Here is a 14,744-nt window from a genome sequence, read left to right on the forward strand (position 1 = left end):
TGTCCTTATGGTTGGGCTTTCTGCGCGGCCGGCTTGTCCGGCCGTGCCGTTTCCAGCTTGGTGATGACCGGCGCCTTCCACGGCCCCGTCACCTGCATTTCATAGGTCAGCGCGCGCATCATGGGCTGGGCCAGGAAGAGCTGGGCCAGATAGCTGCCCAGGCCGATCACCGGGTTGACCGCCAGCGCGTACACCAGCGGCGCCGTGCCCAGATTGACCTCGGGCATCACCACCACGTGCAGATTGGCCGATTCGTTGGCGATGTCGGCGCTGCCGTCCATCAGCACAGTAGCGGCCACGCCGTGCATTTTCAAGTTGTCGGTCTTGACGATGCCGCGGTTGATGACGGCGTTGGCGCTGATGCCGTCGAACGCCAGGCCCTCCGAGAACACGTCGTGGAAGTCCAGCTTGAGCATGCGCGGCAGCGCCTGCAGGCTGAGCACGCCCAGCAGCTTGGCCGCGCCCGGGTCCTGCTTGAGGAACTGGCCCTTCTCCACATTCATGCTGATCTGGCCGGACAGGCTGGGGATGTCCAGCGCATACGGCAGGCCCTTCCAGGAAATGTCGCCGCTCAGCTTGCCCTTGCCGTTGCGCAAGGTATCGGCGAAGCCGAAGCGGTCCAGCAGCTTGCCGGCGTTGGCGATGGCCAGCTCGAAATTGAGATTGGTGAGCGGCTGGCCGTCCCTGACCACCCAGCGCCCCGTGCCGTTCAGCTCGCCGTCCGCATTGACCAGCGACAGCTTGGACACGCGCCACTCGCGCGCCGACGTGATCAGCGCATTATGCGCCTGCAGCTCCAGGTGGCCGAGCGGTTTGTTGAACAGTTCGAAGCGCTCCACCACCACGTCCAGCGCGGGGATGGTGGGCTGGGTCGCCTTGTTCTCCAGCAAATCCTTGACCTCGTTGGCCTGCGACTCGGGGATCACCAGCGAGGACAGGCGCGCCGTCACCTTGCCCACGCCCTGCCCGGTCGGCGATTCGTTCCAGGTCACATAGCCGTTCGCATGGCGCGAATCGATATTCGCCTGCCACACGTTTTTCTGGTGGCTCACGCCCACCACCACGTTCTCCAGCTTGCGTTCGCCGATCACCAGTTCGCCAGCGCGCGCGGCCATGGTGTCGGCCACCACATACTGCGCCACGTCGGCGCCGCCGCTGCCGGCTGGCGCGGGCTCCTTGCCGGCGATGGCCTCGCCCAGCTCCAGCCAGTGGTCCACATTGAGCGATTTCACATTGGCCTGCATCATCATGCCGCTGTCCGGCTCCGGCGCCGGCACGTTGATGCCTATGCCGCCGCGCACCAGCTTCCACGCCTCCTTGCCCTGGCGCTGACGCTGGTAGGCGGCCGACAGGCCGGAACCCAGCGCCACGCGGATCTCGTCGCGCATCAGCCCGGCCTCGTTGGCGCCGGCGCCGTTCAGCACGAAATGCAGCGGCAGCGTGTCGGCGGCGCCCTTGGCCAGCGGCGCCGGGAAGTCCAGGCCCAGGCCGGCCAGCGTGGAGTCGACGGTGACGGAATAATGGTGGTCGCGCGCCACCACCAGGCCGGTGTAGCGCGCGCCGCCGCTGATATGGCTGGCCACGCGCTGCATCTGCGGCGACGGCCAGGTCTTGCGCAGGCCCTCGGCGGTGACGGCGCCGCCCAGGCGCACCTGGATGCTGCCGTCGCGCTGGCTGCCGCCGGTGATGGAGACCGGGCCGCCGATAAAGGTGCCGGCCAGCGCGTTCAGGTTCACGCCTTTTTCGTTGAACTCTATCCTGCCGCTGGAGCCCGCCACCACCGGCATGTCGTGCCACAGCACGATGTCGTTGCCGGCCAGCTGCAGCGCACCCTGCACTTTGGAATCGTGCATATGGTTCAGCGGCAGCTGCAGCTTGAGCGCCAGCTTGGCGCTGCCGCTGGCCTGCGTTTCATCGGTGAAATGGCCTATCCATTCCAGCACCGGGCTGGCCGCCATGTAATTGAGGAATTCCTGCATGGCCCCGGCCGCGTTGCCGTCGATTTCCAGCACGCTGTCGTGCGAGGACAGGTCGGCGATCACGGCCTTCACGCCGCTCAGCGCCACGCCGCCGGTGGTGGCGGTGTCGCCCCGGATTTCCATGCGCGTGCCTTCGAAGGTGAAGCTTCCCTTGATATGCTCGGCCTGCGGCCACAGCGGCGACTTGCCGTCCTTGGCGTAGAAGCCGGGGTCGTAGTTGAGCTTGCCGTTCGTCAACCGGCCGCTGACGCGGAACTCGCCCTTGGCGCGCTCGGCGGCGGTGGCGTTCTTGAACGGGAAATGCGCCAGGTCGCCGCGCAGGCGCAGCACCACGTCGTCCGCGCGGCCGTCCTCCAGCGCGCCGGTCAGCCAGTGCTGCAGGTGGGGCGGGGTTTGCAGCGGCAGGTAGCGGCCTATCTTCTTCACGTCGAAGCCGTTCAGCTTGCCGGTGAAGTCGGCCAGGCCGGCGCTCTTGCCGTCCAGCGGCAGCACATGGCTGCCCGACAGCGTGCCGTTCAGGCCGTCCTGCGAGAATTCCAGGTTTTCCAGCTCCACCTTGAGCTGTTCGTTGCCTTCGAAGGACCAGTGCATGCGGCCGCGCAGCTTGTCGAACTGCATGGCGGCTTCGGCGAAATAATCCGGCATCTGCAGCAGCAGCTGGTCGGCGTCCAGCGTGAAGCTGCCGCCTTTTTCGCTGGCCTCCAGCGTGCCGCTCAGGTGCTCGAAGCCGGGCAGCGCCGGCATGCCGCGCACGGCGGGGGTCTTGCCGTTCTTCGGCTGCGGCAGGCGCGCCGGGCGCGGACGCAGGCCCAGGCCGTCGAGCTGGGCCTTCACATGGTAGGACTGCAGCGCCGGATAGCTGCCGTACCAGGTGGCGGCCACGCCGCGCAGGCGGCCGGTGGGCGCCACGTCTTCCAGCGCGCTGCGCTGGCCGGCCGTCAGCGGCAGCCGCCCGGCCAGCGCGGCCAGGGTTTGCAGGTCCAGCACGCTGGCGTTGAGTTCCATGCGCGCGGGCGCCTTGGCGGTCGCCGCCACGTAGCGCTCGGACAATTCGGTGGGCGGCAGCTCGAGGCCGTCGCGGGTGCGCAGCGAGAAATTGTTCAGGGTGACGCTGTGGCCCAGCACGCCGAACGCGGGCTGGCCGCTTTGCATCGCGGCGGGAATCTCTTCGCGCGCGGACACGCGGCCGCGCACCTCCACCAGGTCCAGCGGCTCCAGGTCCGGCCCCAGTTTGGCGGTGACGCCGGCCAGGCTGACGTCGGCGGTGAAGCCAGCCAGCTTGGCATGGTCCAGCTTGATCCAGGCGCGCACCGAGCCCATGCCGGAACTCAGGTCCAGCGGGTAGTCGATATGCTGCTTCCATGCGGCCAGGTCGGCCTGGCGCACGTCGGCGTACAGTTCGCCCTGCCACAGCCGCACGTCGGACTTGCGCACCGCAAAGGCGGGATGGATGAAATCGGCGCGCACGTCCAGCGGGCCGCCCAGCGCGGCCGGCGGCGTGGCGCGCAGCGAAAACTGGTGGCGGCGCCATTTATTGCGCAGCACCAGGCTCATGTCCTGCAGGCTCACGCGCGGCGTGCCGCGCAGCTGGTCGGTCCAGTCCAGCTGGCCTTCGCGCACCACGATTTCGCGCTGCGCCAGCAGCCAGTCGCCGCCCTTGCCGTCGCCCTTCTGGTTCAGGTCGATGTATGCGCCGGCCACGTAGAGCTTGCCGTCCGGCGTGCGCAGCACGTCCAGCTTGGGGCGTATCAACTCCAGCGACTCGAAGCGCACGTCGGCCGCCGCCACGCTCCACCACGACAGCGTGGCCGACACGCTGGGCAGGGCCAGCACTTCGCGGCCCTGCTGGTCGCGCAGCACCACGTCGCCTAGGAACAGGGTGGGGCTCAGGCCGGACCAGGAGGCGTAGATGCGTTCTATGGTGACGGGGTTGCCCAGCGCGCGGCTGGCCTGGCGCTCGATATCGCCTTTGTAGTGGTCGATATTGGGCAGCACCAGGTAGCGCAGCGCCAGCAGCAGAATGGCGAATGCAAAGTACAGCAGCAGGGCTAACTTGAGAGTAAAGCCCAGTACATGGTGGGTGGCCAGATTGCAGACGCGATAGGCGGAACGCAGCCGCTGCCAGCGCACGGCCAAGGGTACGCTGTCTGTCACGGTCTCCTCTGGATTTTGCATCAATAAGCTAATAATTCAGGCCCGGCGTCTAATAAATCGCTAAAATCGTCTCGTCTTAGCCTGCGCGTCCATTTTACCGCATAGGCTGGCGTCCCCACGCTCTGTTTATTACGTTGCAACACTAAGTTACTTTGCCGCCAATGACCTCAACCGCTCCCGCCCTCACCTCCGCCTCCCGTTACTACCAGCGCTGGATCAGCGCCGATCCGGGGCGGGCGGCCAAGGTGGATGCATTGGCGCAATTATCGCTTGCCGGCATGGACTTTGCCGATTATCTGGCGCGCGAAGCGGCAGTCGGGCTGGACCAGCCGGCCGGCCAGCCGCTGCCCCTGCCGCGCGCCATGCGCCGCCTGCGCAATCTGCTGGTCTGCACCCTGATACGGCGCGACCTGGACGGCCAGGCCGACCTGCATGAAGTGGTGACCGCCATGACGCGCTTCGCCGACTTCGCCATCCAGCAGCACACGGCGGCGCTGCACGCGGAAATGGTGGCCCTGCACGGCCAGCCGGTCGGCCACGACAGCGGCGAGCCGCAGCAGCTGATGGTGCTGGCCATGGGCAAGCAGGGCGGCGGCGAACTCAACGTCTCGTCCGACATCGACCTGATCTTCGTCTACCCGGAAGACGGCGACACCGTGGCCGGCCCCGGCCAGCGCTCGCTGTCCAACCATGAATTCTTCGTCCGCCTGGGCAAGAAGCTGATCGCCGCCCTGGCCGAGATCACCGAGGACGGCTACACCTTCCGCGTCGACATGGCGCTGCGCCCGAACGGCGGCTCCGGCCCGCTGGCCGCCAGCCTGAGCATGGTGGAGCAGTATCTGATCGTGCAGGGCCGCGAGTGGGAGCGCTACGCCTGGGTCAAGGCGCGCGCCGTCACCGGCGCCCCGGCCGACATCGCCGCGCTGGACGCCATCGTGCGCCCCTTCGTGTTCCGCCGCTACCTGGACTTCGGCGTGATCGACGCCATCCGCAATATGCACGCCCAGATCCGCGCCGAAGTGAACCGCCAGGAGCGGCTGCACCCGGACCGCAGCAACAACGTCAAGCTGGGGCGCGGCGGCATCCGCGAAATCGAGTTCCTGGCCCAGGTGTTCCAGCTGATACGCGGCGGCCGCGACGCCGCCCTGCGGGACCGCTCCACCCGCGCCACCTTGCGCATACTGCCGGAAAAAGGCCTGCTTACCACCGACATCGTGCTGCAACTGCTGGCTTCCTACACCTTCCTGCGCAACCTGGAGCACCGCCTGCAATACCTGGACGACGCCCAGACCCACACCCTGCCGCCCAACGAGGCCGACCAGCTGGTGGTGGCGCAGATGATGGGCCTGTCAGACGTGCCCGCCCTGCTGGCGCAAATCGAGGCGCACCGCAAATTCGTGGCCGAGCAGTTCGACGCCATGTTCGCCGAAAAAGCCTCGCATGGACAGCAAAACGGCCAGCAAGACGGCGACATCAACCCAGCCACCAGCAACGAATGCGCGGATCCGGACAACCTGGAGGCGATCCAGTCCCGTTTCGCCGCCCTGGGCTACGACGATCCGGCCGGCGCGGCCCAGCGCCTGGTGGCGACCTGGCAGGCGCCGCGCCTGCAGTCGCTGCCGGAAGCGAGCCGCAACCGCCTGGTGTCGCTGGTGAACGCGGCGCTGCCGCTGATCGCCCGCACCGCCGAGCAGTCCAGCGTGGGCAGCCAGCTCGTGACACTGGGCAGCCTGCTCGACTTCCTGGAGGCCATCGCGCGCCGCTCGGCCTATCTGTCGCTGCTGACCGAGTACCCGCACACGCTGGAACGCGTGATCCGCATGATGCACGCCAGCGGCTGGGCCGCCAAATTCCTCACCAAGCACCCCATCCTGCTGGACGAGCTGCTGGACGACCGCATCCGCAACGCCGTGTTCGACGCGGCCCAGCTGGCCGAAGAGCTGGACGGCCAGCTGGCCGCCGCCGCCGGCGACACCGAGCGCCAGATGGACATCCTGCGCGAAGTCCACCACGCCCAGCTGTTCCACCTGCTGGCGCAGGACCTGGCCGGCGACCTCACGGTGGAAAAGCTGGCCGACCACCTGTCCGCGCTGGCCGACGTGATCGTGGCAGCCACCGTGCAGGCGGTGTGGAAGACGGTGGCCACCCGCCACCGCGAGGTGCCGCAGTTCGCGGTGATCGCTTACGGCAAGCTGGGCGGCAAGGAGCTCGGCTATATCTCCGACCTGGACGTGATCTTCCTGTTCGACGACGAGGACCAGGACGCGCCCGCCCAGTACGCCAAGCTGGCGCAGCGCTTCATCACCTGGATGACCTCGCACACCTCGGCCGGCCAGCTGTTCGACGTCGACATTGCGCTGCGGCCGGACGGCGCCAGCGGCATGCTGGTGTCCAGCGTGCAGGCCTTCGAGCGCTACCAGGACAATTCGGCCTGGATCTGGGAGCACCAGGCGCTCACGCGCGCCCGCTTCTGCGCCGGCGACGCCGCCATCGGCCGGCGCTTCGAGCAGATCCGCTGCCAGGTGCTGCGGCGCGAACGGCCGCTGGACGGCCCGCTGAAAACCGAGGTGCGCGCCATGCGCAAGAAAATGGCCGACGCCCGTCCCAACCGCTCCGAGCTGTTCGATTTAAAGCAGGACGCGGGCGGCATGATAGACATCGAATTCATCGTCCAGTATCTGGTGTTACAGCACGCATCGACCTATTCACAATTGACGGGGAATGTGGGTAATATTGCGTTACTGAAAATGTGTGGCGAATTGGGCTTGATTGATACTGCCCTTGCCGCCAGCGTGGCCGACGCTTACCGCTTGTTCCGCAAATTGCAGCACCAGATGCGCTTGCAGGGCCAGGAACAAGCCCGCGTCGATCCCGCGCGCGTCGCCAGCCAGGCCGGGCATGTTATCGAGCTGTGGAACGCCATATTGGAATAGGAAATAACAGGAGTAGTAACCAGGCAGTCCAATTCAAAGGAGACAGCGATGAAAATGTTCTTAAGCGGTATGGCAATCAGCCTCGGCTTACTTGCAGCTCCGGCATATTCCGCAGAAAAAGGCACGGCCAGCGAAGCCATGGCCATGGTAAAAAAAGCGGTCGCCCTGATTAAATCGGACGGCAAGGAGAAAGCCTTTGCCGCGATTTCCGACCCAAACAACAAGGATTTCCACGACCGCGATTTGTATATTTATGTTTATGATTTAAACGGTGTGGCCGTGGCCCATGGCGTGAATCAAAAACTGGTGGGCAAAAACCTGCTGGACATGAAGGACAACGAAGGCAAAGCCATGATCCAGGAAATGGTGAAGGTCGCCAAGGAAAAAGGCAGCGGCTGGGTTGATTTCAAATGGCCGAATCCGGTCAGCAAGGTGGTCGAATCGAAATCCGGCTACGTGGAAAAGGCGGGAGACGTCCTGGTCGGCTCCGGCATCTACAAATAAGCGTTTCCCTGAATCAACCGGCGCCGCCTCCTGCGGCGCTTTTTTTCGCCCATACTGCGGCCACGGCGCGCCGCAAGCGCCGGATGTTGGCTTGATCACGCCAGGATCTGGCACAGCATCGGGGCAACTTGCCCATCTGCATACTGTCGCAAGCCCACAACATTGCCATCCCGCCTATGGCGCTTGATACAAATTGTCATACCTGTGTAATCCGCCATCCGCCCAGCTAAGTGAAACACTTACGCACATCCCGCAGGAAGAAACACCGCTGTCAAGGGCTGCTTTGTTTCAATTGCGTTACATAAGTACATTTGACACCCTAATCCACGCAGTGTCTGATAGACCGATTGGCAATCCCAGAAGGGCTGCTAATGCATCAGACACTCTTAAGGAAAAAATCTATGTTGATCGAAAAAACTCTGGCGCGCTCGTTGCGCGTCGTATTTTCCGGAGGCGCAGCGATAGTAGGCCTCGGCATGCTGGCCCAACCGGCCATCGCGCAAGACGCGCCTATCCAGCGCGTGGAAATCACCGGCTCGGCCATTAAACGCATCGACGCGGAAACCGCAGTGCCGGTGACCGTGGTTAAAATGGATGACCTGAAAAAACAGGGTATCACCACGATTGAACAGGTTATGTCGAACCTGAGCTCGGTTCAAACCAACCAGGGCACCAGCCAGGTAGTGGGCCTGAGCACCGGCGGCGCATCGTTTGCCGACCTGCGTGGCATAGGCGCAAATAAAACCCTGGTGCTGCTGAATGGCCGCCGCCTGGCGAATAACGCCTTCGACAGCTCGGCCCCCGACCTGAATATGATTCCATTCGCCGCGCTGGAGCGCGTCGAAGTATTGCGCGATGGCGCATCCTCGCTGTACGGTTCCGACGCGGTGGGCGGCGTGATTAACTTTATCACCCGTAAAGATTACACCGGCGTCACCGTTACCGGCGGTATTGATTCCCCGAATAAAAAAGGCGGCGGCTCCAATAGCGCCAATATCGGCGTAGGCTACGGCAATCTGGACAGCGACGGCTTTAATATCTTCGCCATGGGCGACCACCAGGTGCAGCGCCGCATCAACGGCCTGCAGCGCGATTTCAACAAGCGCTATCCAGGCGGCCTGTCGCCAACCACCAGCCCGGCCAACTATTACCAGGATGGCAATAGCGGCAACGTTGCCGCGCCTAACTGCACCAGCTCGCCGAACCTGATTCCGGACGCCACCGGCAGCGGCTGCCAGATGACCACCTCGTCCTTCGTGGACTACATTCCCAAGAGCGAGCGCAACACCGGCCTGCTGAAGGGCACGCTGAAACTGAACGCCGACCACGAACTGGGCCTGGAATACCTGATCTCCAAGAACACCGTGGGCAGCCAGATCGCTCCCGTGCCATACGGCGGCCTGTTCCAGAACCGCGTGCGTCCGGACGGCTCGCTCAATCCTTATTATCCAGGCAACCCTGGCGCGATCACCCCGAACGTGCCGCTGAGCCCGACCTACACCGAAGAAAACACCCCTGCCGGCGTGCTGCCGGGCTTCGTGCACGTGAAATGGCGCGACCTGCCGAACGGCTCGCGCGCCGGCGACGACGTGAACACCCAGCAGCGCTTCATCGCGTCGCTGAAGGGCACCGTGGCGGGCTGGGACTACGAAGCAGCCTTCACCTACAATGAAAACAAGGTGAAAAGCAATCTGATCGGCTACAGCGACGGCGGCATCATCACCAAAGGCGTGCGCGAAGGCGTGATCAATCCTTACGGCGAGCAAAGCGCCGCCGGCATGGCGCTGATCGAAAGCGCTGCCCTGAACGGCAACATCCAGAACGCCAAGGGCACGATGAAGGGCATCGACGCCCACGCCAGCCGCGAACTGGGCGACTGGTTCGGCGCCGGCCGTCCGGCCGCCCTGGCCCTCGGCGGCCAGTTCGACAAGCAGGACTTCCACAGCGCGGCCAACACCGAGTACGCTGAAAAAGTCGTGGCCTCCACCGGTATCGACCCGAACACGCTGAACGAAGGTTCGCGCAAGGTCAGCGCCGTGTACGCCGAGCTGAACATGGCCCTGCTGAAGGACCTGGACGTGACCGCCGCCGTGCGTTACGACAAATACAACGACTTCGGCAACACCACCAATCCGAAGTTCGGCTTCCGCTACCAGCCGAACAAGACCGTGCTGCTGCGCGGCTCCTACTCGACCGGCTTCCGCGCCCCGTCGCTGTACGAGATCAACTCGGCCCAGACCTACACCAACACCAACCAGTATGACGATCCGGTCAACTGCCCGGGCGGCAACCCGATTCCGGGCAAGCCGGCGGCGGCCAACTGCCAGCAGCAGTTCCAGTCCCTGACGGGCGGCAACAAGGCGCTGGCGCCTGAGGAGTCGACCAACTACGCGCTGGGCATCGTGCTCGAGCCGGTCAACAACCTGTCGCTGAGCCTGGACCTGTGGAAGCTGAAACTGGAACACCAGATCGGCCAGCTGAACCAGGACGACGTGTTCGGCGACCCGGTCAAGTACGCCGCGCTGTTCCACCGCACCGCCTCCGGCAACCTGGCGACCGACGGTTCGCAGTGCCCGAACCCGCTGACCTGCGGCTATGTCGACCTGCGCACCCAGAACCTGGGCGGCGTGAACACCGACGGCCTGGACATCAGCGTGAACTACAAGTGGCGCAGCGCCGACTACGGCAACACCACCCTGGCTCTGAACAGCACCTATGTGCACAAGTATGAGTACCAGAACAACGACGGCGGCGAATGGCACCAGAACGTGGGCGTGTTCTCCGGCACCGGCCCGATCTTCCGCTGGCAGAACAACGCCAGTGTGAACTGGACCAAGGGCATCTGGGGCGCCGGCCTGTCCGCGCACTCGAAGACCGGCTATATCGACCAGGATCCTGAATTCCGCGTCGCTTCCTACACCACCTGGGACGGCTATGCGACCGCGAACTTCATGAAAAACCTGTCGCTGACGCTGGGCGTGCGCAACCTGTTCGACCGCACGCCGCCGCTGTCCTACCAGACCGAGACCTTCCAGGCTGGCTACGATCCGCGCTTCACCGATCCTAAGGGCCGCACCTTCTACGCCCGCGCCACCTACAACTTCTGATGTAGACAGGCGAAAAAAAACCTCCCGGACGCGAGTCCGGGAGGTTTTTTTACGTCTGAAGCAAATTACTTGGCGGTCATCAATGCCACGGTGGTGTCCAGCATGCGGTTGCTGAAGCCCCACTCATTGTCGTACCACGACGATACCTTGACCAGGCGGCCCGACACTTTGGTCAGGGTCGAGTCGAAGTTCGACGAGGCCGGGTTGTGGTTGAAGTCGATCGACACCAGCGGTTCGGTCTGGTAGGTCAGCACTTCTTTCAGCGCGCCTTCGGAAGCGGCTTTCATCAGCGCGTTGACTTCGTCCACGGTGGTGTCGCGCGCAGCGATGAAGGACAGGTCGACCAGCGACACGTTGATGGTCGGCACGCGGATCGCGAAACCGTCCAGCTTGCCGTTCAGCTCAGGCAGCACCAGGCCGACCGCGGCGGCGGCGCCGGTCTTGGTCGGGATCATGGACATGGTGGCCGAACGGGCGCGGCGCAGGTCTTCATGCATCACGTCGGACAGCACCTGGTCGTTGGTGTAGGCGTGCACGGTGGTCATCAGGCCGGTTTCCAGGCCGATGGCGTCGTGCAGCGGCTTGACCAGCGGGGCCAGGCAGTTGGTGGTGCAGGAAGCGTTCGAGATCACGGTGTCGGTGGACTTCAGCACGTGCTGGTTCACGCCGTACACGATGGTCGCGTCCACGTCCTTGCCGCCCGGCGCCGAGATGATGACTTTCTTGGCGCCGCCCTTCAGGTGGGCCGAAGCCTTTTCCTTGGTGGTGAAGAAGCCGGTGCACTCCAGCACCACGTCCACGCCCAGGTCGCCCCATGGGATTTCAGCCGGGTTGCGCTGCGCGAAGACGCGGATCACGTCGCCGTTGACGATCATATTGTCGCCGTCCACCGTCACGGTGCCGGGGAACTTGCCGTGCGCGGTGTCGTAGCGGGTCAGGTGCGCGTTCGACTTGGCGTCGCCCAGGTCGTTAATGGCAACGATCTGGATGTCTTGCTTTTTGCCGCCTTCGTAGAAAGCGCGCAGTACATTACGGCCGATGCGGCCATAGCCATTGATTGCTACTTTGATCGTCATACTAAGCTCCTGATGAAATAAAAAGGGTCAATACAGTATTAGGCAACCAGAACGGATTTAACTTTGGCCACGACGTTCTCCACCGTGAAGCCGAAATGCTTGAACAGCACAGGCGCGGGAGCCGATTCGCCGAAGGTGTCGATGCCGACCACGGCGCCTTCCAGGCCCACGTATTTGTACCAGAAATCGGTCACGCCGGCTTCGATGGCGACGCGTGGCGTGCCTTTGGTCAAGACGCTGGCCTTGTAGGCGGCGTCCTGGCGGTCGAACACATTGGTCGACGGCATGGACACCACGCGCGCGGCGATGCCTTCGGCGGCCAGCGCGCTGGCGGCGTTGACGGCCAGTTCCACTTCGGAACCGGTGGCGATCAGGATCACTTGCGCGTCGGCCACGTCGTTCAGCACATAGCCGCCCTTGGCGATATTGGCCACCACGGCGGCGCTGCGCTCCAGGTACGGCAGGTTCTGGCGCGAGAAGATCAGGGTCGACGGGCCGTTCTTGCGCTTGACCGCTTCGCCCCACGCCACCATCGATTCGACGGTGTCGGCAGGACGCCAGTTGTCCAGGCCTGGAATCAGGCGCAGCGACGAGACGTGCTCGACGGACTGGTGGGTCGGGCCGTCTTCGCCCAGGCCGATGGAGTCGTGGGTGAACACGAACAGCGAGCGCTGCTTCATCAGGGCGGCCATGCGCAGGGCATTGCGGCTGTAGTCCGAGAAGGTCAGGAAGGTGGCGCCGAACGGGATGTAGCCGCCGTGCAGGGCGACGCCGTTCATGATGGCGCTCATGCCGAACTCGCGCACGCCGTAGTTGATGTGGTTGCCGGTCTTGCCGGAACGCAGGTTGACGGACTCTTTCCAGTTGGTCAGGTTGGAGCCGGTCAGGTCGGCCGAGCCGCCCAGGAATTCAGGCAGCACCGGGGCCAGGGCCTGGATGGCGTTCTGGCTGGCCTTGCGGGTGGCGATGGTTTCCTTCTTGTCCACGCAGGCGGCCACGGCGGCGGCCAGGGTGGCGTCGAAATTGGCCGGCAGATCGCCCGCCATGCGGCGCGCCAGTTCGGCGGCTTCTGCAGGGAACTTGGCGCTATATTCGGCGAATTTCGCGTTCCAGTCGGCTTCGTGCTGCGCGCCGGCGGCTTTCGCGTCCCACGCGGAGTACACGTCGGCAGGAATTTCGAACGGGGCCGGGGTCCAGCCGATGTATTCGCGCACGGCGGCGATTTCCTTGTCGCCCAGTGCGGCGCCGTGCACCTTGTCGCCGCCCTGCAGATTCGGCGAGCCCTTGCCGATGATGGTCTTGCAGCAGATCAGGGTAGGCTTGTCGGATTGCTTGGCGGCGGCGATGGCGGCATCGACCGCGGCAACGTCGTGGCCGTCCACGGCGCGGATCACGTTCCAGCCGTAGGACTCGAAGCGTTTCGGGGTGTCGTCGGTGAACCAGCCTTCGACCTTGCCGTCGATGGAGATGCCGTTGTCGTCGTACAGGGCGATCAGTTTTTTCAGGCCCAGGGTGCCGGCCAGCGAGCACACTTCATGCGAAATGCCTTCCATCAGGCAGCCATCGCCCACGAACGCGTAGGTATAGTGGTCCACCACGTCCAGGCCAGGCTTGTTGAACTCGGCCGCCAGCAGGTATTCGGCCAGCGCCATGCCGACCGCGTTGGCGATGCCCTGGCCCAGCGGGCCGGTGGTGGTTTCCACGCCGGGCGTGATGTCCACTTCCGGGTGGCCCGGGGTTTTCGAGTGCATCTGGCGGAAGGCGCGGATGTCGTCCATGGTCACGGCGTAGCCGGCCAGGTGCAGCAGCGCGTAGTGCAGCATGGAGCCGTGGCCGTTCGACAGCAGGAAGCGGTCGCGGTTCAGCCATTTCGGATTGGCCGGGTTGTGGCGGTGATGACCGCTCCACAGCGCAACAGCGATCTCGGCCATGCCCATAGGCATGCCTGGGTGGCCGGAATTGGCCTTTTGCACAGCGTCCATTGCCAGCGCGCGGATCGCATTGGCCATTTGAGTGGTAGGGAGCGTAGTAGTCATCGTGATGATTGCTAAGGTTTGGAATGAGGTGGGGCCTTGGGGGCCTTGAATGCGGGCAGCTTGCTATAACCAAGTATTTTACCAGACCGGGGGGCGGCCAATTAAAATTGCACTGATATAGCGCTCTCAAGGACACCCGCATGCCCCGTTTCTACTGCCCCCAGCCGCTGGCCATCGGCCTCACGATCGACCTGCCGGAGGCGGTCGCCCACCACGTGCACGTGGTGCGGCTGGCGCCGGGCGAGGCCGTCACGCTGTTCAACGGCGACGGCGGCGAGTACACGGCGGTGCTGCAAACGGTGGAAAAGCGCCGCGCCAGCGCCGAAATCAAGGCCCATACCGCGCGCGACGCGGAACTGCCCTACGCGGTCACGGTGGCGCAGGCGCTGCCGGAGGCGTCCAAAATGGACTGGATAATCGAAAAAGCCGTGGAACTGGGCGCGGCCGCCTTCCAGCCGCTGGCGGCGCGGCGCTGCGTGGTGCGCCTGTCGGGCGAGCGCGCCGAGAAAAAACTGGCGCACTGGCAGGGCGTGATCGTATCGGCCAGCGAGCAAAGCGGCCGCAACCGCCTGGCCCACCTGGCCCCGGTGGACGACTTCAAGGACTGGATCGCCCAGCAGGACATGCACCGCCGCGTGATCCTCACGCCGCGCGCCACCCAGTCGCTGGCCGACTGGGCGCGCCACCAGCCGCCGCAGGCGCTGACCGTCATGGTCGGCCCGGAAGGCGGCTTCTCGGACGAGGAGGAGGACCTGGCCATCGCCCAGGGCGCCCTGCCCCTGTCCATGGGGCCGCGCATCCTGCGCACCGAGACCGCCGCGCTGGCCGCGCTGGCCGCCCTGAACGCCTGCTGGGGCGGCATGTAGCGCCCTGCGCCGGCGCGAAGCCGCCATACTGGTAAAATAATAGGTCGTGCGCGGACCACGCGCGCTTATTTCCCATCAACCCTGCTTGA

7 protein-coding genes are annotated in these 14,744 nt (G+C 64.7%); 4 read left to right on the plus strand and 3 right to left on the minus strand.

The features are described from left to right. Window positions 1-5: 5 nt before the first annotated feature. Window positions 6-4,133: a YhdP family protein gene (locus AC07S4_RS07730; RefSeq protein ID WP_494986086.1), complete on the minus strand. Its 4,128-nt coding sequence runs from the start codon at window positions 4,131-4,133 to the stop codon at window positions 6-8. Window positions 4,134-4,294: 161 nt separating this feature from the next. Between AC07S4_RS07730 and glnE the strand changes: the two genes are divergently transcribed. From glnE to AC07S4_RS07745, 3 genes are all read left to right on the plus strand, one after another. Continuing rightward, window positions 4,295-7,066, plus strand: a complete 2,772-nt coding sequence (gene glnE, locus AC07S4_RS07735; RefSeq protein WP_494986087.1) for a bifunctional [glutamate--ammonia ligase]-adenylyl-L-tyrosine phosphorylase/[glutamate--ammonia-ligase] adenylyltransferase — start codon at window positions 4,295-4,297, stop codon at window positions 7,064-7,066. 54 nt (window positions 7,067-7,120) lie between these two features. Next, on the plus strand, window positions 7,121-7,570 hold the full coding sequence (locus AC07S4_RS07740) for a cache domain-containing protein (RefSeq protein ID WP_494986448.1): 450 nt from the start codon (window positions 7,121-7,123) through the stop codon (window positions 7,568-7,570). A 476-nt stretch (window positions 7,571-8,046) separates the two neighbouring features. Continuing rightward, window positions 8,047-10,677: a TonB-dependent receptor gene (locus AC07S4_RS07745; protein WP_494986088.1), complete on the plus strand. Its 2,631-nt coding sequence runs from the start codon at window positions 8,047-8,049 to the stop codon at window positions 10,675-10,677. A gap of 65 nt (window positions 10,678-10,742) precedes the next feature. On the opposite strand, the gene gap is transcribed toward AC07S4_RS07745, so the two are convergent. Together gap and tkt are read right to left on the minus strand one after the other, a co-directional pair. Next, window positions 10,743-11,753, minus strand: coding sequence for a type I glyceraldehyde-3-phosphate dehydrogenase (gene gap / locus AC07S4_RS07750; RefSeq protein ID WP_494986089.1), 1,011 nt, complete (start codon window positions 11,751-11,753; stop codon window positions 10,743-10,745). 38 nt (window positions 11,754-11,791) lie between these two features. Then, on the minus strand, window positions 11,792-13,789 hold the full coding sequence (gene tkt, locus AC07S4_RS07755; protein WP_494986090.1) for a transketolase: 1,998 nt from the start codon (window positions 13,787-13,789) through the stop codon (window positions 11,792-11,794). A gap of 140 nt (window positions 13,790-13,929) precedes the next feature. On the opposite strand from tkt, the gene AC07S4_RS07760 reads away from it, so the two are divergent. Then, window positions 13,930-14,655: a 16S rRNA (uracil(1498)-N(3))-methyltransferase gene (locus AC07S4_RS07760; RefSeq protein WP_494986091.1), complete on the plus strand. Its 726-nt coding sequence runs from the start codon at window positions 13,930-13,932 to the stop codon at window positions 14,653-14,655. Window positions 14,656-14,744: the final 89 nt, after the last annotated feature.

Source organism: Pseudoduganella sp. GW821-FHT05F09, from assembly GCF_059419605.1.